Here is a 20,133-nt window from a genome sequence, read left to right as displayed (position 1 = left end):
TTATTTTTCAAAGATGATAAACTCTAATAAAATATAATAAGGAGTTTGATCATGGCAAAGCGAAAAAATAGTACTAAAAAGGGAACGAAGAAACCTTCTTCCTCATCATCAAAATTTGTGTTTTGGATCATTGGATTAATTGCAATAAGTATTATTGGATTTATCTTTCTAGCTAATAACCAAAAATCCGATGAGCCTGTTAAAGAAGAGATTGATTATGCAAACCAGCCTTTTCTTGGGGAAGAATCTGCACCTGTTTCAATTGTAGAATTTGGGGATTACAAATGTCCAAATTGTAAAAATTTCACAGAAACCACTGTTCCACTAATTGTAAAGGAATTCGTTGATACGGGAAAAGCGAAATTCTATTATTTCCATTATGCATTTATAAATGTTGACTCCAAAAGGACAGCGAAATTTGCAGAAGCCGTTTACCATAAACTGGGTAACGACAAGTTCTGGGAGTTCCATGACCTAATCTATAAGAAGCAGCCGGAAGATACAAGGTATGAAAAGGTCGATGTATTTACAGAAGATTTCTTAAAAGAAACACTTCAAGAAATAGCAAGTGAGGACGAAGTTAAAAAGGTAGCGGACTATTTTGATACAAAAGAACCTGAGAATGCCTGGGAAGCGGATAATGCACTAGCTGAAAAATTAGGAGTTAATGGGACACCTACCATTTTTATTAATGGAAAACGGTTTGATGGTCAAACTATGGACGATTTAAATAAAATGGTTGAAGATGCTGCAAAGGAGAAAAAGGATGAGTAAATCCTTATTACTTGGATGGGTTGCGGCGCTTATTGCAACCATTGGAAGCTTGTACTTTAGTGAGGTTCTACAGTACATTCCATGTACTCTTTGCTGGTATCAAAGGATATTTATGTATCCACTAGCCATCATGCTGGGGATTGCCTTTTATCAGAATGATAGAGGAATTGTGAAGTACGCTTTACCATTATCCATAATTGGGATGATTATTTCCGGCTACCACACCGCACTGCAAAAGATACCATACCTGCAGCAATTTGAAATGTGTAAAAGTGGTGTGCCTTGCTCGAAGGATTATATTAATTGGCTTGGATTTATTACCATTCCAATCTTGGCGTTTACGGCATTCACGATTATTACCATTTGTTTAGTAGTTCTTGCACGCAGGAAATAGAAATAAGACTCAGCAGCTGCTGAGTCTTATTTCTTTAGCTGTTGGGCTTATTTTTAGTTAAAGATTTAGATTGATTTACCGAGAAATGCGGTTAACATCCAAACGTGTTTTTCTAAACCAGAATGAATAGCAAGAAGCATGTCGCCTGTAGTTTCATCACCCTTATCTCCAGCAAAGCTCATTCCTTCTTTTAATTCACCAATGATAATAGAGAAGTCATTGATAATAGCTTGAACCATTTCCTCGGCACTTTCATTACCATCTGCTTCTTTTACAGAAGATAGTTCAAGGCACTCTTTCATAGTTGCTACAGGTCTGCCGCCAATGGCTAGTAAACGTTCTGCTAACTCATCGACATGCAGTCCAGCCTCGTTATAGAATTCCTCGAATTTTGCATGTAAGGTGAAAAATTGACCGCCCTTCACATACCAGTGATAATTATGTAACTTGATATACAATACAGACCAATTTGCTATTTGTTTGTTAAGTACGCTGACTAACTGATTTTCCACGTGTAAACCCTCCATCATTTTTGTCTTCTATTATATTATTACCTAAGATACAGATAGAAACCTGTACCAAATTGAGGGGTATTTTGTCAATTTAGTGAAGATTATCTGTGTTACAAGGTTATTTCATGAAATAAGCCTGAAATAGAATGTAATAATTTTACCGGAATTATCCACTAATGGAATTAATGAGGAGGTTACTTCGAATTGGTTTATTATTCCATATAGTAGATAAATGCTTTCATAGCAGGAGCCTTTGATACTATTCTTTCATTGGATTTTTTTGGGTAATGATATAGTATGTTACAACTGATAGCCTTATTAGTAGAGAAACAAACGAGAATACTAGGAGGCTACAAAACATGAATAAATTAAAAAAACTTGTCATTGCAACGGGGTTAATCTTTTCAATGTCAGCATTTACGGGTGTAACTAAATCAGAAGCAGCTACAAACCATAAAGTACAATACGGCGAAACCTATTGGAAGATTGCAACAAAGTATGGAGTGCCCATTACAAGCTTAATGAAAGCAAATAATGCGTCTAGCTCTTTATTATATGCTGGCTCAAATCTAGTAATCCCAAACGCTACGATTTCAGCAGCTGATAAAGACTTAATGGCACGCCTAGTTCGAGCAGAAGCGGTAGGGGAACCTTATGCAGGGAAAGTTGCAGTTGCAACTGTTATCCTAAATCGGGTGGCAAGCCCGGATTTCCCTAACTCAGTCAGAGAAGTAATCTATCAAATTTCAAATGGACATTATGCATTCACGCCAGTCCAAAACGGGCAGATTAATCAACCAGCCGATGCGGCTTCTAAAAAGGCTGTTAATGAAGCACTTGCTTTCCAAGGAAAAGGAAATGGCTCTTTATTCTTCTATAATCCAAAAACAGCAGTAAGCCAGTGGATCTTTTCACGTGAAGTAACGGTAACAATCGGAAATCATCGTTTTGCAAAATAAAAATACTTCTCATACAAAAAGCAGTGGACATTGTTAATAATGTACCACTGCTTTTTATTATTTATTTAAGTACTTATTTTATTTTTAGGGCAACAAGGCTTGCAAAGTCATGAATAATGGTAGCAGCGAGTAAGGAAGTAATTTGGGTTGGGTCATATGGAGGTAAAACCTCCACTAGATCAAAACCAATAAAATTAAAATCTGTTAGGGAACGAATGATTTGTAAGGTTTCAAAGCTATTTAACCCGCCAACCTCAAGCGTCCCTGTTCCGGGAGCGCAGGATGGATCAACAAAATCGATATCAAAACTAAGAAAACATGGTGTATCTCCAATTTTTTCTTTCATTTCCTTCACAACATTTTCAAAGCCACGGTCCTTTAATTCAGGAGTTGTGATCACATGATATCCCAAATCACTACTCGAATCGATATCCCCAGGATGATTAAGGGTTCCGCGAATACCAACTTGAAAAACCTTATCGGGAATTAATAAGTTTTCTTCATATGCACGAATGAATGGTGAGCCATGCCAATATTTTTCTTCATAATAGGTATCCCAGGTATCTGTATGTGAATCAAAATGAATTAACGCTACAGGACCGTGGATTTTGGCTGCTGCTCTAAGATTTGCTAATGTAACGGAGTGGTCTCCGCCTAGTCCAATCGGGATAATCCCCTGCTCCATTAACTCCATAACTGCTTTTTCCATTACCTCATAGCTTCGATGAATATTATGTGGAATAACCGATACGTCGCCAATATCAATCGCGTTGCATGCATCAAATGGATACACCTTATGAATAGGATGGTAGGGGAATAACGTCATGGAAGCCTGACGAATTGCTTGAGGTGCAAAGCGGGCCCCAACTCGGAAGGAAGCCGCTGTATCAAACGGTAAGCCAACAATCGCTAATTTAGCATTCTCTCTGTTTGATGGTAACCTCATAAAGGTCCCCGTTGTACAAAACTCTGGTTTAACATCCGGTGTTAAAGGATATTGCATTGATTTTCCCTCATTTCCTATTTTACTTTTTATTAATGCAATTTTTGTGCCATAAACAAATCGTGCCCGTGCAGCGATACTTCTTAAGTGAACGGTAACGAATTGAAGTTAATCGTGCCCATGCGGCGACAGTTTTATAGAAAACGGTAAAGAATAGCCCTTAATCATGCCCATGAAGTTACTTTTTCATAGATGACGGAAACGATTATATATGTCCATTCCATAGTGACAAGTCGCTATTTATTATGGAATAATGTATGCATAGTTGAATAATTGGCAAAATTCAAAACCTTCTATCATCCGTTCGTTATAATCCAATATTTTAAAAAAACGGATAAACACAACTGTATTTTAATGAAAATTAACTTTGGCATATAAATTGCATAAATACATAGTGAATTTAGAAAGTGGAGGGGGAATAAAAAATTTATAGCAGGCAAAGGGGTAACATCAGAATGAAAACGCTTTAATATAAGAGGGGGAATGATATGTGGAAAATGGCGTAAAGTTGAAAAGATCGTTAAAGTTATGGCAGGTTGTCATTATGGGGTTAGCATATATGACACCCATGGTAGTATTTGATACATTTGGAATTGTTTCTGGTGAAACAAACGGACATGTACCTGCCGCTTATGTTATTGCCTTAATTGGTATGCTTTTCACTGCGGTTAGTTATGGCAAGCTAGTAAGGGTTTTTCCTCAGGCAGGCTCAGCCTATACCTATACCCAAAAAGCAATGAACCGGCATCTCGGTTTTCTTGTTGGCTGGTCATCCTTGCTTGATTATTTATTCTTGCCAATGGTAAATGCGTTGTTAACCAAACTTTACTTGAATGCTTTGTTTCCGTCCGTTCCGGATTTCATTTGGGTATTAGTATTTGTTGGAATTGTAACCTTCCTTAATTTACGAAGCGTCAATGTACTGGCAAATTTCAATACACTTTTTGTTCTTGTACAAATATTAATCATGGTTGTCTTCATAATCCTAGTTATTAAAGGGCTTAATGCAGGAGAAGGAACGGGAACTGTTTTTAGCATGCAGCCGTTTTTTGTTGAGGGCATGAACCTGCCAATCCTGATAACAGGAGCAACGATACTCTGCTTTTCCTTTCTTGGTTTTGATGCCGTTACGACATTATCGGAAGAAACGCCAAATCCAGAAAAAACAATCCCGAAAGCAATTCTCCTTACAGCTTTATGGGGAGGGGTAATTTTTATTACTACCTCATTTTTTATCCAGTCATTTTTTCCAGATAATTCGCGTTTCATTGATTCAGAGGCAGCTTTACCTGAAATTGCCCTTTATGTTGGTGGGAAGCTGTTTCAGTCGATTTTTTTATGTACAACCTTTGTGAATACACTTGCATCAGGACTTGCCTCTCACGCAAGTGTTTCCAGGCTCTTGTATGTTATGGGGCGCGATAAAGTATTCCCGGAAAAATGGTTTGGATACGTACATCCAAAATGGAGAACACCTGCCATAAATGTTTTAATCGTTGGAGTGATTTCACTATCTGCCTGGTTTTTTGATTTAGTAACAGCCACTTCACTCATTAATTTCGGAGCATTAATGGCTTTTACGTTTGTTAATCTATCGGTAATTAATCATTTCGCTGTCCGCGAAAAAATGCACCGCACTCCAAAGGGATTTTTTGATTACGTTATCATGCCATTACTTGGAGCCGGAGCAGTAGCTATCCTTTGGATCAATCTAGAGCTTAGTTCTTTAATCATGGGTGCCGGCTGGTTCCTCATCGGACTTGTCTATCTGGTATTTCTAACAAAAGCCTTCAAAGTAGCACCTCCTCAATATAAGGCAGAGGAAGCAGAAATATAATAGGATGGAAATCATACGTATTCCCCACCGTGGGAATGCGTATTTTTTTCACTTTTCAAATGTATGCAGTTCTGAATAAAACAGTCATATTTTCATAATATCCATTCTATTGCGTTAGAAAAATGTTAATAAGGCTTTGGGATTCTGGTGTTTCTTCATTTGGCACGGAACTTGCTAATTAGATTAATAACAATAAAAAATGAGGTGTTATGATGGCTATCGAATCTTTAGATTTGAAAAAGAATGAGGGTGTAAAGGAAAAGGATAATTCACTTACTGAGTTTCAGGAAATCCTTAAAGAAGCAGTTGACATATTGAACTATCCCCCTCAGGTCTTCGAATTCTTAAAGAAGCCAATGAGATTTTTGGAAGTGAGTATTCCTATTCGCATGGATAATGGGCAAACAGAGATTTTTCAGGGCTATCGGGCACAGCATAATGATGCCGCAGGACCGACTAAGGGAGGTATTCGCTTCCATCCAGATGTTACGCCAGAAGAGGTAAAAGCGCTGGCTGGCTGGATGAGTTTAAAATGCGGCATCACGGACCTTCCATATGGAGGGGCAAAAGGCGGGATTGTCTGTGACCCGCGGAAAATGAGTTTAGATGAGTTAGAGCGATTAAGCAGGGGATATGTAAGAGCAGTCAGCCAAATGGTCGGACCGACGAAAGATATTCCGGCTCCGGATATGTATACCAATTCGCAAATAATGGCATGGATGCTCGATGAGTATGACCATATTCGTGAATTCGATTCGCCGGGTTTTATTACCGGGAAACCGATTGCTTTAGGGGGATCTAAAGGCAGGGAGACAGCTACATCGAAAGGTGTACTATATACGCTGCAAATGGTATGCGAATTGAAGAGTATTCCTTTAACGGATATGCGGGTAATTATTCAAGGCTTTGGAAATGTAGGCAGTTACTTGGCTCAGTATTTATTTGATTTAGGGGCAAAGGTAATTGGAATTGGGGATGCAATAGGTGGTTTATATGACGAAAATGGATTGGATATCCCCTATCTCCTAGAAAATAGAGACTCTTTCGGTATCATAACCAATCGACCTAATAATAGAATCACTAATCAGGAACTGCTGGAAAAGGAGTGTGATGTCCTGATTCCAGCGGCTATTTCAGGCGTAATCAACAAACAAAATGCAAGAAAGCTTAAATGCAATATTGTAATTGAAGCAGCTAATGGACCTACAACCAAAGAGGCTTTAAAAATTTTGGATGAGCACGAAATTCTAGTTGTCCCTGATATACTTGCAAATTCCGGTGGTGTAATTGTTTCCTACTTTGAGTGGTGTCAAAATAACCAAGGCTATTATTGGACAGGGGAAACGGTGGATACTCGATTAAAGGAAAAAATAACAGATAGCTTTAAAAATGTGCATAACACCGCTGAAAAGTATGGAGTGAATATGAAAATTGCTGCTTATATTGAGGGAATAAAAAAACTGGCAGAAACCTCGAGATTAAGAGGCTGGTTGAAATATTAAAATATCTCATGGAAAGGAGAAGATGAAATGAAGCTTGATATTCTGTCAGAACAAAAAGATCAACAACTCCTGCATTACTTTTGTCTCATTTCAAATAATCATCGCTACGATTTGACCATTTGCTACTCGAATCATTTTTATGGCAAAGCAATGGTCACTTCCATGCAAACAGGGAATATGGTTTTACTTTGCCAAGAGGATACCTATGCTCCTCATTTTTGGGCTAATCGACTAGGAATAGAAGAAGAGGATATTGCAGAATTTCAAGATTTTTTTGGCTTGGTATTACAATCAGGGCCCTTTCAGGAACAATACTAGCAATAAACTAGGGGAGTGATACGATGTATTTTGGAGTGGTACTTAGTCCATGCCATGGGGTGGTTGAAAAAGTTTCAATCCAAAGTGAAACACGGATATATGAATGGGAACCATTATTTCAAATTAAAACGTCCGAAGGTAAAGTTCAAATGATTCAAACGGGTTTAAGTGGTGAGGTAGAATCACTTGAGGTTCAGGAAGGGGACTATGTTATTCCCGGCATGGTCCTTGCCTTTATAAAAGAAGATTTATTTGTAACAGGCAGTGATTAAATGCTAGAAAAAAGAAGATGGACATCACATCTTCTTTTTTTCTATTTAAAAAATTCGAAACAAAGTGATAATATTAGATTGATAAGGATAAGGGGGATGAAAAGATGTTTTCCGTCGCAAAGGATAAGATTAAGCCAATAATATCTATCACAATAGATGAAGAAGTTGCATTGAAATCGACATTAGAACAATGCAAAGAACCCTTTATATTCTTAAAAAAACAAGGTCAATTATTTGCCTATGCACCAATCAATAATCCATTACTTGAGCTGCTTGAAAGCAAAAATTATTCCATAGAGGCTTTGCTAGGTCAGGCCAAATCTATCAAAAGTATTTGTTTCCTTAACAAGAATATTTCTTTCCCCTCATTGTTCCAGATCATTGGTGAGCCGTTCGCAATCATAATTGGTGAGGATGGCGAACCGTTAGGATACATACGAAGAGAAGATGTTTTGGCGGAGCTTTTTAAACAAGAAAATAAAAGTGTAGATTTATTGAAAATCCTTCTTACCTCGATACCGATGGGGATTTTTGTACTTGATAAAGAGAAACAAATGATTAATTGCAATGAATCAGGGTTAAAGATGATTAAATCTACTGCTGAACAGGTGCTTAATTATCCAGGGGGAAATATTTTTAGCGCTCAACAGATTAACAACGTGTTCGCTACAGGAAAAACAATATTAAACCATCTAGAAATAACGAATGACACGGGAGTTCTCGTTGATTATTGTCCTATTTTAACTGATGATGATGAAGTTGAAGGGATGATCATTGTTGTTCAGGATCTGCCAATGGTCGAGGATATGGCCAACGAAATAGAGTATATAAAGGATTTGAATCGAGATTTGAATGCGATATTATCTAGTATTTATGATGAAATTCTTGTGGTTAATGCCAAAGGAGAATTGCTCAGATACAGTGACAATATCATACAAGATTTTTGGAGGGTAGATCTTAAAGAGTTGATTGGAAAAAATATTCTGCAGCTTGAGGATCAGGGGCTTTTTACCCCGTCAGTAACAAGATTAGTAATCGAAAAAGGAAAAAAAGTTTCCGTTGTCCAGGAAACAAAAACAGGCAGAAAAATTCTTGCCGTTGGCAATCCAGTCTTTAATAAAGAAAACGAGCTGGACCGGATTATCATTGCCTCGAGGGATATTACAGAAACAACGCGTTTAAAAAGTGAACTCCAGGAAATACGGAAAATAACGGAGCAATATAAAAAAGAATTAGATGACTTTAAAAGTAAGGATCGCTTTTTAAAAAAGCTTATCTATTGCAGTCCTAAAATGGAAAAGATTATGAATCAGGTTAAGAAAATTGCTGACTTTTCATCGACCGTCCTCCTTAATGGTGAATCTGGTGTGGGTAAAGAGGTGATTGCTCAAGCCATTCACCAACTAGGGAAGCGCTCTAGAAAGCCATTCCTTAAACTGAATTGTGGGGCTATTCCTGAAAATCTACTAGAAAGTGAATTATATGGATACGCAAAGGGTTCATTCACAGGTGCTGATAAAAATGGAAAAGAAGGTTATTTTAAACAAGCGGATGGTGGAATATTGTTTCTTGATGAAATCGGTGAAATGCCGTTGCATCTTCAAGTAAAGCTTTTACGTGTTCTTCAAGAGCAAGAGGTTATTCCTATTGGCAGTACAGTACCTATTAAGGTGAATGTCCAGATTATTGCAGCTACCAATAAAAGGCTTGAAAAAATGGTGGAAAATGGGACTTTCCGAGAAGACTTATTCTACCGTTTAAATGTTATTCCGATTCAGATTCCGCCGCTCAGGGAACGGACTGAGGATATATCATTACTTGCCTTTCATTTTTTACAGCAGCTGAATGAAAAGTATGATCGAAATTATCATTTAACACCAGATGCGATTAATGTGCTTGAATTTTATTCGTGGCCAGGAAATGTCCGTGAATTACAAAATATCATTGAAAGATTAGTGGTTACCGCTGATCATCCTGCCATTGATGCTGAGTTTGTAAGTCAGTTTTTATCACTGGGCTTTGATAATAAAAAGATAAAGCCTATGATTACTAGAGTAATTCCTTTGCAAGAGGCGATTGAACACGTGGAGGAGCAGTTGATTGTTCTGGCTATGAACCAATATAAAACAACGACAAAGGCTGCAAAAGCATTAGGAATCAGCCAATCCTCGGTTAGCAGAAAGTATCAAAAAATAGTAAATGAGAAAAATATTAAAATTGAAAACTTATCTTCCATATAAATAAAAGCTGTTTCAGATTACATTCTGAAGCAGCTTTTTTATCTATGCAGAAATAAATACAGTTATGCAATTTTGAATAGCTAAAAATGTTCTTTTTGGTAAACACACGATTATGGCCACTTTTATTTTTTGGCACAGTTCTTGCAACTATAGATAGTAAGAGAGAATAAAGGAGGACTTGATAATGGTCGAGATAAAAAACCGCATTGCTAACCTTAAAATGTTTATAGATGGTGAATGGACAGACTCTGAAACTCTGGAAACACGTCCAGTCATTAATCCTGCAAATGGAGAAGTGATTTCATATGCCCCTGAAGGAACAGTTGCTGATGCACGAGCAGCGATCTTTGCAGCACGGAGGGCTTTCGAAGAAGGTGTATGGTCAGGAATATCTGCCCAGGAGAGAGCCACCTATTTATTTAAAATCGCAGACAAAATTGAGGAATATGCAGATGAATTAACACAGCTTGAAACGATGGATAATGGAAAACCATTAAGAGAAGCTGGATTTGATGTCGGCGATGCGGCAGCGTGCTTCCGCTATTATGCAGGACTGATTACAAAGCCAGACGGCTATACCTATCATGTAGCAGACCCAATGCAGGCGATGGTTGTCCGCGAGCCTGTTGGTGTATGTGGTCTGATTGTCCCATGGAATTATCCACTTTTAATGAGTGTTTGGAAAATTGCTCCGGCTTTAGCCGCTGGTAATACAATCGTTTTTAAACCGTCAGAAGTAACACCAGTTACACCGAAGAAGCTTTTTGAAATCTTTGAAGAAGTGGGACTGCCAAAAGGAGTAGCCAATATGGTCATGGGTGCCGGACCAGTTGTCGGTAATGAAATCGCATCCCATCCTGAAGTCGATATGATTTCGTTTACCGGGGGTACAAAGACAGGCAAACATATCATGAAAACGGCAGCTGACACAATGAAAAAGGTGTCATTGGAATTAGGTGGAAAATCGCCAAACATCATTTTTGCTGATGCCGATTTTGAAACGGCTGTGGATTATGCTCTATTTGGCATTTACGCTGGTGCCGGCCAGGTATGCTCGGCTGGGTCAAGAATTTTAGTAGAAGAAACGATTTACAATCAATTTGTCGCTCGTTTTGTAGAAAGAGCGAAGCAAATTAAAGTAGGACCGGGGAATGACCCTACAACAGAGATGGGGCCGCTTGTTAGCAGGGAACATTTGGAAAAAGTCCTTTATTATATTGAGTTAGGAAAACAGGAAGGTGCTAGCGTTGCCTGCGGGGGGAACCGAATCGTAAGCAATGGACTTGATAACGGCTACTTTGTCGAGCCTACGGTGTTCGTTGATGTGAAGCAGAAAATGAGAATCGTGCAGGAAGAAATTTTCGGACCAGTCGTAGTCATTCAGAAGTTTAAGGATGAAGAAGATGCAGTAAAGCTTGCTAATGGTACCGTTTATGGACTTGCTGGCGGTGTTTTCACTAATGATGGAGCAAAGGGTTTACGAGTCATTAAAAAGTTAAGGTCCGGTATTACCTGGGTAAATTCCTATCACCCAACCTATAATGAAGCACCATGGGGCGGTTACAAGCAAAGTGGAATTGGACGAAGCCTTGGAACATCCGGGCTAGAGGAATTCCAAGAAATTAAACAAATCAATATTAATTTACAAGTAGAGCCAATTGGCTGGTTTTCAAACTAATAGACTTTTGAGGAGAGATCATATGAGTATCGATTTAACACGAGAGACAAAGACTGAGCAGAATCAACAAGTAAGCGAATACATTAATAAGGTTTTAAGTTTAATAGAAAAGAAAGAGGTTAATAAGGAAGAAGCAGCCTGGATTACAAAGGAAACGGTCGATGGATTCCGTGAGCACGTTAACCCAGGATTTTTAACATACCGTAAATCGGTAACAAAGGATGGTCAATTTGCAGCAGTAGAATGGTCAGACAATGGTGCCTGCTTTAAGGATGTAAACGGTAAGGAATATATTGATTGTCTCGGCGGCTTCGGTATCTACAATGTCGGCCACCGTAATCCCAAGGTCGTAAAGGCAGTTACAGATCAACTGAAGCGTCAAGCCCTTCACAGCCAAGACCTGCTCGATCCATTGCGTGCAATGCTGGCGAAAATTTTAGCGGATATTACCCCTGGTGATTTGAAATATGCCTTTTTTACTAATAGTGGAACAGAAAGTGTTGAAGCAGCATTAAAGCTCGCAAAAATGTATAGTGAGCGAACGACCTTTATTTCAACAACACGTGCTTTCCATGGCAAAAGTCTTGGGTCATTATCTGGAACGGCCAAAGGAATGTTCCGTAAACCATTCCTGCCATTAATCCCTGGATTCCGCCATGTACCATTTGGTGATTTTGACATGATGAAAAAAACATTCGAGGTTTGTGCAGCGGTAGGGGAAGATGTTGCTGCAGTCATTTTAGAGCCCATTCAAGGTGAAGGAGGAATCATTCTTCCACCAGAAGGATACTTAAAACAGGTTCGTGAACTTTGTGATGAATATGGTACTCTATTAATTTTTGATGAGGTCCAAACAGGCATGGGACGTACCGGAAAAATGTTTGCGGCCGATTTGTATGATGTCGTTCCAGATATTATTTGTCTTGCAAAAGCATTTGGGGGCGGTGTTATGCCGGCAGGTGCGATTGTAGCAAGAGAAGAAGTGTTCAAAAGCTGGTTCCCAAATCCATTTATGCATACAACGACTTTTGGCGGCAATCCATTAGCATGTGCAGCCGCTATTGCTACCATTGGTGTTTTAATCGAAGAAAATTTACCAGAAAGAGCCGGAGTAGTCGGTGAATATTTCATCAAGGAACTAAAAGAAGCAGCGCAAGGACATGAAGATAAAGTCCTTGAAATTCGGGGCCAAGGATTGATGATTGGAATCGAATTCCATAAGGATGAAATCGGCTATGAAGTTTCAAAGGGAATGTTTGACCGCGGTATCCTAGTGGCAGGAACATTAATCAACTCGAAGACGATACGAATTGAACCAGCATTAACAATTAGCTATGAGGAAGTCGATAAAGTTATCAGCACCTTTAAGGAAGTTTTAAATCTAGTAAAAGCATAGAGGTTTTACTTTTAATATGGAGGAGCACGGAAATGGAAAAGAAATATGTAAAGCTTCTAACAGAAATACCCGGGCCAAAATCAAAAGAAATACTAGAGTTGAGAAAAAAATATGTCCCAAAGGGAATCAGTAATAATTGTCATTCATTTGTGAAAAAGGCACATGGTTCTCTTGTTGAGGATGTGGACGGAAATATTTTTATCGATTTTGCTGGAGCGATTGGAACAGTAAATGTCGGCCATTCCCACCCAAGAGTAGTCAGAGCCCTGCAGGAGCAGGCAAGTCAATTTATCCATACGGGCTTTAATGTCATGATGTATGAATCTTATATCAATCTTGCAGAAAGGCTGTGTCAGCTTGCACCGGGTGATTTTAATAAGCAGACAGCTTTCTTTAACAGCGGTGCAGAAGCAGTTGAAAATGCCGTGAAAATCGCTAGAAAATATACAAAACGACAAGGAATTATTTCCTTTACACGAGGATTCCACGGCAGAACGTTAATGACCATGACGATGACGAGTAAGGTCAAGCCATACAAGTTCGGCTTTGGACCGTTTGCTCCAGAAGTTTACAAGGCGCCATATCCATATGTATACCGCCGCCCTGAGGGGTTGAGTGAACAACAATACAATGAAATGATTATTGAGCAATTTGAAACGTTTTTACTGGCGGAAGTCGCCCCTGAAACGATCGCTGCGGTTGTAATGGAACCCGTTCAAGGAGAGGGAGGGTTTATCGTTCCAGATAAAGCGTTTGTTCAAAGAGTTAGAGAAATTTGTACACAGTATGGAATTTTGTTTGTAGCTGACGAGATTCAAACGGGGTTCGCCCGTACCGGTAAATATTTTGCAATTGAACATTTTGGAATTGTGCCAGATTTAATCACCATTTCAAAATCAATGGGAGCAGGAGTGCCGATTAGCGGGGTCATTGGCCGGGCGGAAATTATGGACGCAGCAGATGTTGGCGAGATAGGCGGAACCTATTCTGGAAGTCCACTAGGCTGCAGGGCAGCACTTACCGTCCTCGATATCATTGAGAGTGAAAACCTTAATGAAAGGGCCCAAAAGATAGGTAAGAGAGCAACTGGGAAAATGAAAGAGCTTGCTGAACTTTTCGATAGCATTGGGGATGTCCGTGGTCTTGGCGCCATGTGTGCAATGGAAATAGTTAAAGACCGTCACAGTAAAACACCTGATAAAGAAGCAGTTGGAAAAATAGTTAAAGTCGCAGGTGAGCGGGGGCTGATGTTACTAAGCGCAGGGCTAAATGGTAACGTTATCCGCCTTCTAATGCCGTTAACCATTACAGATGAGCAGTTGGAGGAAGGATTACAAATTCTTGAGGAAAGCTTTGAGGCTGTATATTTGAACAACTCTGCTGTTCCGGTTGGGAGGTAAAACAAAATGGACATCGTTACGCAAAAGTATCAAATCTATCCAATGTATCTTGATGGAAAATGGGTGGGGAATGATTTTGAGGTGTTTACCGAGATTATTAACCCAGCAACAAAGGAAGTTTTAGGAGCAGTGCCCACCGGTGGTGCTTATGAAGCGGAGCAGGCTGTTGATGCGGCCCACAAGGCATTTAAAACTTGGTCGAAAAAAACAGCTGACGAACGCTATCAGCTTATGATGAAATGGTATCAATTGATTGATGAGAACAAACATGAAATTGCCAGGATTATGACGATGGAGCAGGGTAAACCATTAAAAGAAGCATTGGGTGAGGTTCAATACGCCAACGGCTTTATCTCATGGTATGCGGAGGAAGGGAAACGAATCTATGGAGAAACAATTCCAGCATCCCAACCAAATAAACGAATTCTTGTTAGAAAAGAACCGGTTGGGGTGGTTGCAGCGATTACTCCTTGGAACTTCCCTGCAGCCATGATTACTAGAAAAGTAGCACCAGCACTCGCAGCAGGGTGTACTTGCGTGGTAAAACCAGCCAATCAGACACCGCTTACCGCGTTAAAGATGGTGGAACTTGCACATGAAGCAGGAATCCCTAATGGTGTAATCAATGTAATCACCGGCAAGTCAGCGGAAATCGGCGAAACTTGGCTGAAGGATCACCGAGTAACCAAGATAACCTTTACAGGATCGACTGAAGTAGGAAAAACGTTGATGCGCGGTGCTGCTGAAAATGTTAAAAAGGTATCGTTGGAGCTTGGAGGAAACGCCCCATTTATTGTCATGGATGATGCGAATCTAGTGAAGGCTGCAGAGGGATTGGTACAATCGAAATTCCGGAATGCAGGTCAGACCTGTATATGTACGAATCGTGTATATGTGCAAGAAGGAATAGCTGATAGATTCATTGAGCTTTTCCAGGCAGAATTAGAAAAGCTTAAGGTTGGAAACGGACTTGAAGAAGGTACTGATATCGGACCATTAATTGATAAGGGAGCTTATAAAAAAGTAGAAGCTCTTGTGAATGATGCAGTTAAAAAGGGAGGAAAAGTCACTTACAGCGGGCTTAAACCTGCTGAAGATAATGGCTATTTCTATGCCCCGACAATTTTAACTGCTATTCACGACGATATGGAATGTATGAAGGATGAAATCTTTGGACCGCTGGCACCGATTTCGACCTTCAAATCAGAAGAAGAAGTGATTGAAAGGGCAAATAACTCCCGCTTTGGATTAGCGGCATATGTTTATACAGAAAATCTAAGCCGTTCCTTTAGAATCACAGAACAACTCGAATACGGAATCATTGGTCTTAATGATGCCCTGCCATCAGCTGTTCAAGTTCCATTTGGCGGCTATAAAGAGAGCGGTCTTGGCCGTGAAGGCGGTCACTTCGGAATTGAAGAATTTTTAGAAGTAAAATATATTTCAATAGGGTTAGATATATAGTTTTCAGTTTGTAACTAAATAGGAAACTGCCAAATTCGTTTCATCCTCCAGCCAGAGGAAGATTCACGAATAAATTGCCAGTGAAACCTTCAGTGACTTTATTTGTCATTGAAAGATTTCACTGGCTTTTTTAAAATTTCTATTAAAAATGAGGTGGGGCAGGAGTGCCGGGACCATTGAATGGGATGAAAGTTATCGATTTATCCAGAGTTTTAGCCGGACCATATTGCACGATGATCTTAGGAGATATGGGAGCGGAAGTAATAAAGATTGAAAGTATTGATACAGGAGATGAAACGAGGGGATGGGGACCGCCTTTTGTGGAAGGTGAAAGTGCCTACTACCTATGCGCCAACCGAAATAAGCAAGGAATCACACTAAACTTGAAGTCGGAACAAGGTATAGAAATTTTAAAAAAACTTGTTTTGGATGCGGATGTAGTTGTTCAGAATTTTAAACCAGGAACTCTCAAGCGGCTGGGCTTCGGTTACGAGGAAATGAAAAAGTGTAATAAAGGAATTATACTGGCATCAATCAGCGGTTTTGGTTCTACTGGGACATACTCCCATCTGCCCGGCTATGATTACATTATTCAAGCAATGTCAGGATTAATGAGTATTACCGGAGACAAGGACGCCGAGCCTCTCAAAGTCGGTGTAGCAATTGCTGATGTACTAACCGGGTTGTATACCTGTATCGGAGTCTTAGGGGGGATTCACCATCGAAACATAACAGGAGAGGGACAGGAAGTAGATATCTCCTTATTTGATTCCCAGCTGGCTGCAATGGTGAATGTTGCCAGTAATTATTTATGTTCCGGTCAGGTTCCAGAACGTCTTGGCAATGCCCATCCCAATATCGTTCCCTATCAGGTGTTCACGGCCAGCGATGGTGATTTTGTGATTGCGGTTGGAAATGACCAGCAATATAGAAAGCTGTCCGTTCTCCTTGAGGACCCATCACTGCATTCACATGAGTACGAAACCAACACCGGCAGGCTGCAATATAAGGACGAGTTAATAAACTTGATTGCCAAGAAAATCAAAACGAAATCTAGAGCAGAATGGAAACAGCTTCTTGATGTGGCAGGGATCCCAAATGGGCCGATTCATAATGTCAAAGAAGCATTAGAGTCGGATCAGGCAGCATCAAGAAATATGGTTGTAGATGTAAAGCATCCGATAATACCTGATTTAAAGCTGGTCGGTTCGCCATTAAAGTTTTCAAAAACGGGAGTAAACATCAATCGTCATCCGCCATTGCTCAGCGAACACACGGACGAAGTCTTAATAAAACTGGGATATTCTAGATCTGAAATTCAAGCTATGAAACTAAACCAAATTATATAGGGGGAAAATTAAATGAATTTTTCATATACCGAAGAACATAAAAGCGTACGGAAGGTTGTTAGATCATTTGTTGATCGTGAAATTATTCCTTTTATTAAGGAGTGGGATGAGAAGGGGCATTTTGAAACCAATATTATGAAGCGCTTAGCCGAATTGCAGCTTATGGGTGTATGTATCCCTGAGGAATATGGCGGTGTTGGTATGGATTACAATACGCTCGCAATCATTTGCGAGGAATTAGAGCGGGGGGATACTGCCTTCCGTACCGCGGTTTCCGTTCATACGGGCCTAAACAGTATGACGCTTTTGCAATGGGGAACAGAGGAACAAAAACAAAAGTATCTTGTTCCGCAGGCAAAGGGTGAGAAAATTGGGGCATTTGGGCTCACAGAACCAAACGCTGGCTCTGATGTAGCGGCAATGGAGACTACCGCTGTAAAAGAAGGAGACGACTATCTATTAAATGGCTCGAAAACATGGATTTCATTATGTGATGTTGCCGATCATTTCTTGATTTTCGTCAAAACGAATCCGGGAGCGAAGCATAAAGGCATCTCCTGCTTTATTGTTGAACGAACCTTCCCAGGGGTGTCGACAAAAGCGATTAAAGGAAAGCTTGGCATCCGCGCAGGAAATACGGGTGAAGTGTTTTTAGACAATGTTCGGGTTCCAGCAGAGAATATGATTGGTTATGAAGGCGAGGGCTTTAAAATTGCCATGGCCGCGCTTGATAACGGACGGTTTACTGTTGCTGCGGGGGCATGCGGAACAATCATGGCATCGCTTGAGGCAAGTGTAAAATACTGTGAGGAACGAAAAACTTTTGGCAAAGAAATCGGAAGGCATCAGCTCGTCCAGCAAATGATCGCAAAAATGTCTGCAAACCTTGAGATTTCCCGTCTGTTAGTCTTTAAAGCTGGCTGGTTAAAAAACAGCGGTAAACGCAACACGCAGGAAACTTCATTGGCAAAATGGATTTCCTGTGATGCCGCCTATGAAGCAGCCAACGATTCCGTGCAAATACACGGTGCTTACGGCTTCTCAAATGAATTCCCGGTTGAGCGCTATTTACGGAATGCAAAGGCACCCGTTATTTATGAGGGAACAAGAGAAATTCACACCATTATGCAGGGGGAATATGCACTTGGTTACCGCGAAGATAAACCACTGCGAAAAATGCTGCCAGCCTGGCCATTTGAAGAGATTTTAATAAAAGGATAGGGTAGGTGTGAATATATGTCAGGGGTAAAAACCTATTTTCTCGCTGGTCATTCCCGCTTGCCGCAGGGGATGGCAGCCCAAAGTGTATTTGACTCTTTAACGATTACCGTTGAGATTGATAAAAAATATGGGGTCATTATCCAGTCCTCCTGCACCCTTGCCACTGACCATGGAAGAGAATATATTCAACAAATATTAAAGGGTCACAGCTTACAGGATGGGATTGATGAGATTGTTGAAATGATAAGAGAGGGATACAGGGGGAAAGCAGTCAATGCACTTATAGCAGCAGTAAAAGATTTATACAGTCAATATAGCGAATAGAAACTCAAAAACAGCTTAACTAAAGTGTTAAGCTGTTTTTGAGTTTCAGTGTTTTTTTCATTTACTTTTTTAAGGTTGTAATTAAATCATACATATGGAATTGTACACTACTTAATATAAAACAATTAATTACCTTGTGAAAATTACATGTTTTTTCAATCATTATTTACTTTAAATATAGGTCTTTGCTGTGTTACGATAACGGAATAAAGTGGACAGGGAGAAGAGGGTGTTTTAGATGATTGGAACAATATTATTTGATGTTGATGGAGTTTTGTTAAGTGAGGAGCATTACTTTGATGCATCAGCCTTAACCGTTTGGGAATTGTTAAATAGTAATAATTATTTGGCTATGGCACCTAAAAAATACAAAACAGATTATAGCCCAGCAGAGATAAAGGTAATCCGTGAGACTGTATTTGGGAAAAAGGATGAGGTTCTTAAGCTAATGAAGTCAAGGGGACTTAATGCGAACTGGGATATGATTTATTTGTCCTTTGGCCATCAATTCATTCATCTTTTATCCCAAATTAAGGAAAACGAGAAGGATAGAATAAAAGGGTGGCTGCTAGAACCAATTAATAGTGAAGTTTTGCTTGAAATAGGCGGGGTACTACATAATTATGAAGTTAACTTAGATTTCGATCGATTTGTTCCTGATTTTGAAAGGTCAACGGAAACAATGCAAGAATTGTTCAATTATCTAAATCAATTAACGGAAGAGAAACTTGGGGTTCAAACAACCATTTTTAGTGGAATTAGCGAGCTATGGTCAGTATGTGAGCATACGTGTCAGGAATGGTACGTTGGCGATGACAATGTGGAAAAATCCACTGGCAGACCTTCTGTTCAGCTGGGAAAGAAAGGCTTTTTAGCAAATGAAACCACATTAGCAGCTAAAGCAGAGATTGAAGCACTCTTTTCATTCCTTAGGGAATCTGGGGTAAAGATCGGGATTGGAACGGGGAGACCTGAGCTGGAAACCATTCAACCCTTCCAACACTTAGACTGGCTTAAACACTTTGATATCAATCATATTGTCACGGCAGATGATGTACTTAAGGCAGAAAAGAGATTAAATGAAAGAAGGTCACTGTCAAAACCAGAACCGTTTACGTACATTTTGGGTCTTAAGGGCAGAGAAACTTCAGTCGAGGATTGTTTAAATACATCACTTCCAATTGAAAACGGTGAAGAGGTCCTAGTGGTGGGCGACTCTTTGGCAGACCTGCTGGCTGCGAGAAAAATGGGATGCCAGTTTGCTGCTGTATTAACAGGATTATCTGGAAAAGATGCAAGAAGTACCTTTGAAAAGCACGAGGCAGACTATATTCTCGATACAGTACTTGATGTGAGGGGAATTATCGAGAAAAACTAAGAGGGATTGCCATGCAATCCCTCTGTTTTCGGGTTTAAAATGGGTTACCCTGTTACTCCATCATAAATAGATAGTGGATCTGATGCCCTCTGAATGAATAATTCAGCCTTTG

The 20,133-nt window shown here is 39.8% G+C and carries 18 protein-coding genes; 16 read left to right on the top strand and 2 right to left on the bottom strand.

The window, feature by feature from the left end:
• Positions 1 to 51: 51 nt before the first annotated feature.
• On the top strand, positions 52 to 774 hold the full coding sequence (locus tag CHI06_RS09120; protein ID WP_095248186.1) for a DsbA family protein: 723 nt from the start codon (positions 52 to 54) through the stop codon (positions 772 to 774).
• Positions 767 to 1,168, top strand: a complete 402-nt coding sequence (locus CHI06_RS09115) for a disulfide oxidoreductase (RefSeq protein ID WP_095248184.1) — start codon at positions 767 to 769, stop codon at positions 1,166 to 1,168. The genes CHI06_RS09120 and CHI06_RS09115 overlap by 8 nt, the downstream gene beginning before the upstream one ends.
• A gap of 65 nt (positions 1,169 to 1,233) precedes the next feature.
• Here CHI06_RS09115 and CHI06_RS09110 read toward each other — a convergent pair whose 3' ends face one another.
• A complete protein-coding gene (locus CHI06_RS09110) occupies positions 1,234 to 1,680 on the bottom strand; it encodes a Dps family protein (RefSeq protein WP_095248183.1) in 447 nt (148 codons plus the stop codon).
• A 359-nt stretch (positions 1,681 to 2,039) separates the two neighbouring features.
• On the opposite strand from CHI06_RS09110, the gene CHI06_RS09105 reads away from it, so the two are divergent.
• Positions 2,040 to 2,639 (top strand): cell wall hydrolase, encoded by a 600-nt coding sequence (locus CHI06_RS09105; protein WP_095248181.1) that lies wholly within the window; start codon positions 2,040 to 2,042, stop codon positions 2,637 to 2,639.
• A 73-nt stretch (positions 2,640 to 2,712) separates the two neighbouring features.
• Here the strand turns inward: CHI06_RS09105 and speB are convergent, their stop codons facing one another.
• Positions 2,713 to 3,642, bottom strand: a complete 930-nt coding sequence (speB, locus tag CHI06_RS09100; protein ID WP_095248179.1) for an agmatinase — start codon at positions 3,640 to 3,642, stop codon at positions 2,713 to 2,715.
• Between the two features lie 490 nt (positions 3,643 to 4,132).
• Here speB and CHI06_RS09095 point away from each other — a divergent pair, with 490 nt between their 5' ends.
• The 13 genes from CHI06_RS09095 (at position 4,133) to CHI06_RS09035 (ending at position 20,021) form a co-directional block, all read left to right on the top strand.
• The gene (locus tag CHI06_RS09095) at positions 4,133 to 5,479 is read left to right on the top strand and encodes an APC family permease (RefSeq protein WP_218833091.1); all 1,347 of its coding nucleotides are present in this window, start codon (positions 4,133 to 4,135) and stop codon (positions 5,477 to 5,479) included.
• 212 nt (positions 5,480 to 5,691) lie between these two features.
• Positions 5,692 to 6,981, top strand: coding sequence for a Glu/Leu/Phe/Val family dehydrogenase (locus CHI06_RS09090; protein WP_095248178.1), 1,290 nt, complete (start codon positions 5,692 to 5,694; stop codon positions 6,979 to 6,981).
• 27 nt (positions 6,982 to 7,008) lie between these two features.
• Positions 7,009 to 7,299 carry an SAV0927 family protein gene (locus CHI06_RS09085; RefSeq protein WP_095248176.1) on the top strand — a complete coding sequence of 97 codons (291 nt, stop codon included), beginning with the start codon at positions 7,009 to 7,011 and terminating at the stop codon, positions 7,297 to 7,299.
• A 23-nt stretch (positions 7,300 to 7,322) separates the two neighbouring features.
• Positions 7,323 to 7,571 carry a hypothetical protein gene (locus CHI06_RS09080; RefSeq protein WP_095248175.1) on the top strand — a complete coding sequence of 83 codons (249 nt, stop codon included), beginning with the start codon at positions 7,323 to 7,325 and terminating at the stop codon, positions 7,569 to 7,571.
• Between the two features lie 104 nt (positions 7,572 to 7,675).
• On the top strand, positions 7,676 to 9,811 hold the full coding sequence (locus tag CHI06_RS09075) for a sigma 54-interacting transcriptional regulator (protein ID WP_095248173.1): 2,136 nt from the start codon (positions 7,676 to 7,678) through the stop codon (positions 9,809 to 9,811).
• A 205-nt stretch (positions 9,812 to 10,016) separates the two neighbouring features.
• On the top strand, positions 10,017 to 11,489 hold the full coding sequence (locus tag CHI06_RS09070) for an aldehyde dehydrogenase family protein (RefSeq protein ID WP_095248204.1): 1,473 nt from the start codon (positions 10,017 to 10,019) through the stop codon (positions 11,487 to 11,489).
• A 22-nt stretch (positions 11,490 to 11,511) separates the two neighbouring features.
• Positions 11,512 to 12,885: a putrescine aminotransferase gene (locus tag CHI06_RS09065; protein ID WP_095248171.1), complete on the top strand. Its 1,374-nt coding sequence runs from the start codon at positions 11,512 to 11,514 to the stop codon at positions 12,883 to 12,885.
• Positions 12,886 to 12,917: 32 nt separating this feature from the next.
• Positions 12,918 to 14,285: a 4-aminobutyrate--2-oxoglutarate transaminase gene (gene gabT, locus CHI06_RS09060; RefSeq protein WP_095248169.1), complete on the top strand. Its 1,368-nt coding sequence runs from the start codon at positions 12,918 to 12,920 to the stop codon at positions 14,283 to 14,285.
• Between the two features lie 42 nt (positions 14,286 to 14,327).
• Positions 14,328 to 15,749, top strand: coding sequence for an NAD-dependent succinate-semialdehyde dehydrogenase (locus tag CHI06_RS09055; RefSeq protein ID WP_142300935.1), 1,422 nt, complete (start codon positions 14,328 to 14,330; stop codon positions 15,747 to 15,749).
• A gap of 164 nt (positions 15,750 to 15,913) precedes the next feature.
• Entirely contained in the window at positions 15,914 to 17,098 is a 1,185-nt protein-coding gene (locus CHI06_RS09050; protein WP_095248166.1) for a CaiB/BaiF CoA transferase family protein, read from the top strand.
• 12 nt (positions 17,099 to 17,110) lie between these two features.
• Complete coding sequence (locus tag CHI06_RS09045) at positions 17,111 to 18,319, top strand: acyl-CoA dehydrogenase family protein (protein ID WP_095248164.1); 1,209 nt, start codon at positions 17,111 to 17,113, stop codon at positions 18,317 to 18,319.
• A 15-nt stretch (positions 18,320 to 18,334) separates the two neighbouring features.
• Positions 18,335 to 18,643: a DUF3870 domain-containing protein gene (locus tag CHI06_RS09040; RefSeq protein WP_095248163.1), complete on the top strand. Its 309-nt coding sequence runs from the start codon at positions 18,335 to 18,337 to the stop codon at positions 18,641 to 18,643.
• A 238-nt stretch (positions 18,644 to 18,881) separates the two neighbouring features.
• Positions 18,882 to 20,021: an HAD family hydrolase gene (locus tag CHI06_RS09035; protein WP_095248161.1), complete on the top strand. Its 1,140-nt coding sequence runs from the start codon at positions 18,882 to 18,884 to the stop codon at positions 20,019 to 20,021.
• Positions 20,022 to 20,133 lie beyond the last annotated feature (112 nt).

This window comes from Bacillus sp. 7884-1, assembly GCF_002272245.1.
Taxonomy (GTDB): Bacteria; Bacillota; Bacilli; order Bacillales; family Cytobacillaceae; genus Neobacillus.
Note: the sequence above shows the minus strand (reverse complement) of the source record. Positions and strands in the feature narration are given on the sequence as shown.

Coding starts and splice junctions, on each gene's coding strand:
- CHI06_RS09120 (WP_095248186.1), top strand. CDS start 52: ATGGCAAAGCGAAAAAATAGTACTAAAAAGGGAACGAAGAAACCTTCT.
- CHI06_RS09115 (WP_095248184.1), top strand. CDS start 767: ATGAGTAAATCCTTATTACTTGGATGGGTTGCGGCGCTTATTGCAACC.
- CHI06_RS09105 (WP_095248181.1), top strand. CDS start 2,040: ATGAATAAATTAAAAAAACTTGTCATTGCAACGGGGTTAATCTTTTCA.
- speB (WP_095248179.1), bottom strand. CDS start 3,642: ATGCAATATCCTTTAACACCGGATGTTAAACCAGAGTTTTGTACAACG.
- CHI06_RS09090 (WP_095248178.1), top strand. CDS start 5,692: ATGGCTATCGAATCTTTAGATTTGAAAAAGAATGAGGGTGTAAAGGAA.
- CHI06_RS09085 (WP_095248176.1), top strand. CDS start 7,009: ATGAAGCTTGATATTCTGTCAGAACAAAAAGATCAACAACTCCTGCAT.
- CHI06_RS09080 (WP_095248175.1), top strand. CDS start 7,323: ATGTATTTTGGAGTGGTACTTAGTCCATGCCATGGGGTGGTTGAAAAA.
- CHI06_RS09075 (WP_095248173.1), top strand. CDS start 7,676: ATGTTTTCCGTCGCAAAGGATAAGATTAAGCCAATAATATCTATCACA.
- CHI06_RS09065 (WP_095248171.1), top strand. CDS start 11,512: ATGAGTATCGATTTAACACGAGAGACAAAGACTGAGCAGAATCAACAA.
- gabT (WP_095248169.1), top strand. CDS start 12,918: ATGGAAAAGAAATATGTAAAGCTTCTAACAGAAATACCCGGGCCAAAA.
- CHI06_RS09055 (WP_142300935.1), top strand. CDS start 14,328: ATGTATCTTGATGGAAAATGGGTGGGGAATGATTTTGAGGTGTTTACC.
- CHI06_RS09045 (WP_095248164.1), top strand. CDS start 17,111: ATGAATTTTTCATATACCGAAGAACATAAAAGCGTACGGAAGGTTGTT.
- CHI06_RS09040 (WP_095248163.1), top strand. CDS start 18,335: ATGTCAGGGGTAAAAACCTATTTTCTCGCTGGTCATTCCCGCTTGCCG.
- CHI06_RS09035 (WP_095248161.1), top strand. CDS start 18,882: ATGATTGGAACAATATTATTTGATGTTGATGGAGTTTTGTTAAGTGAG.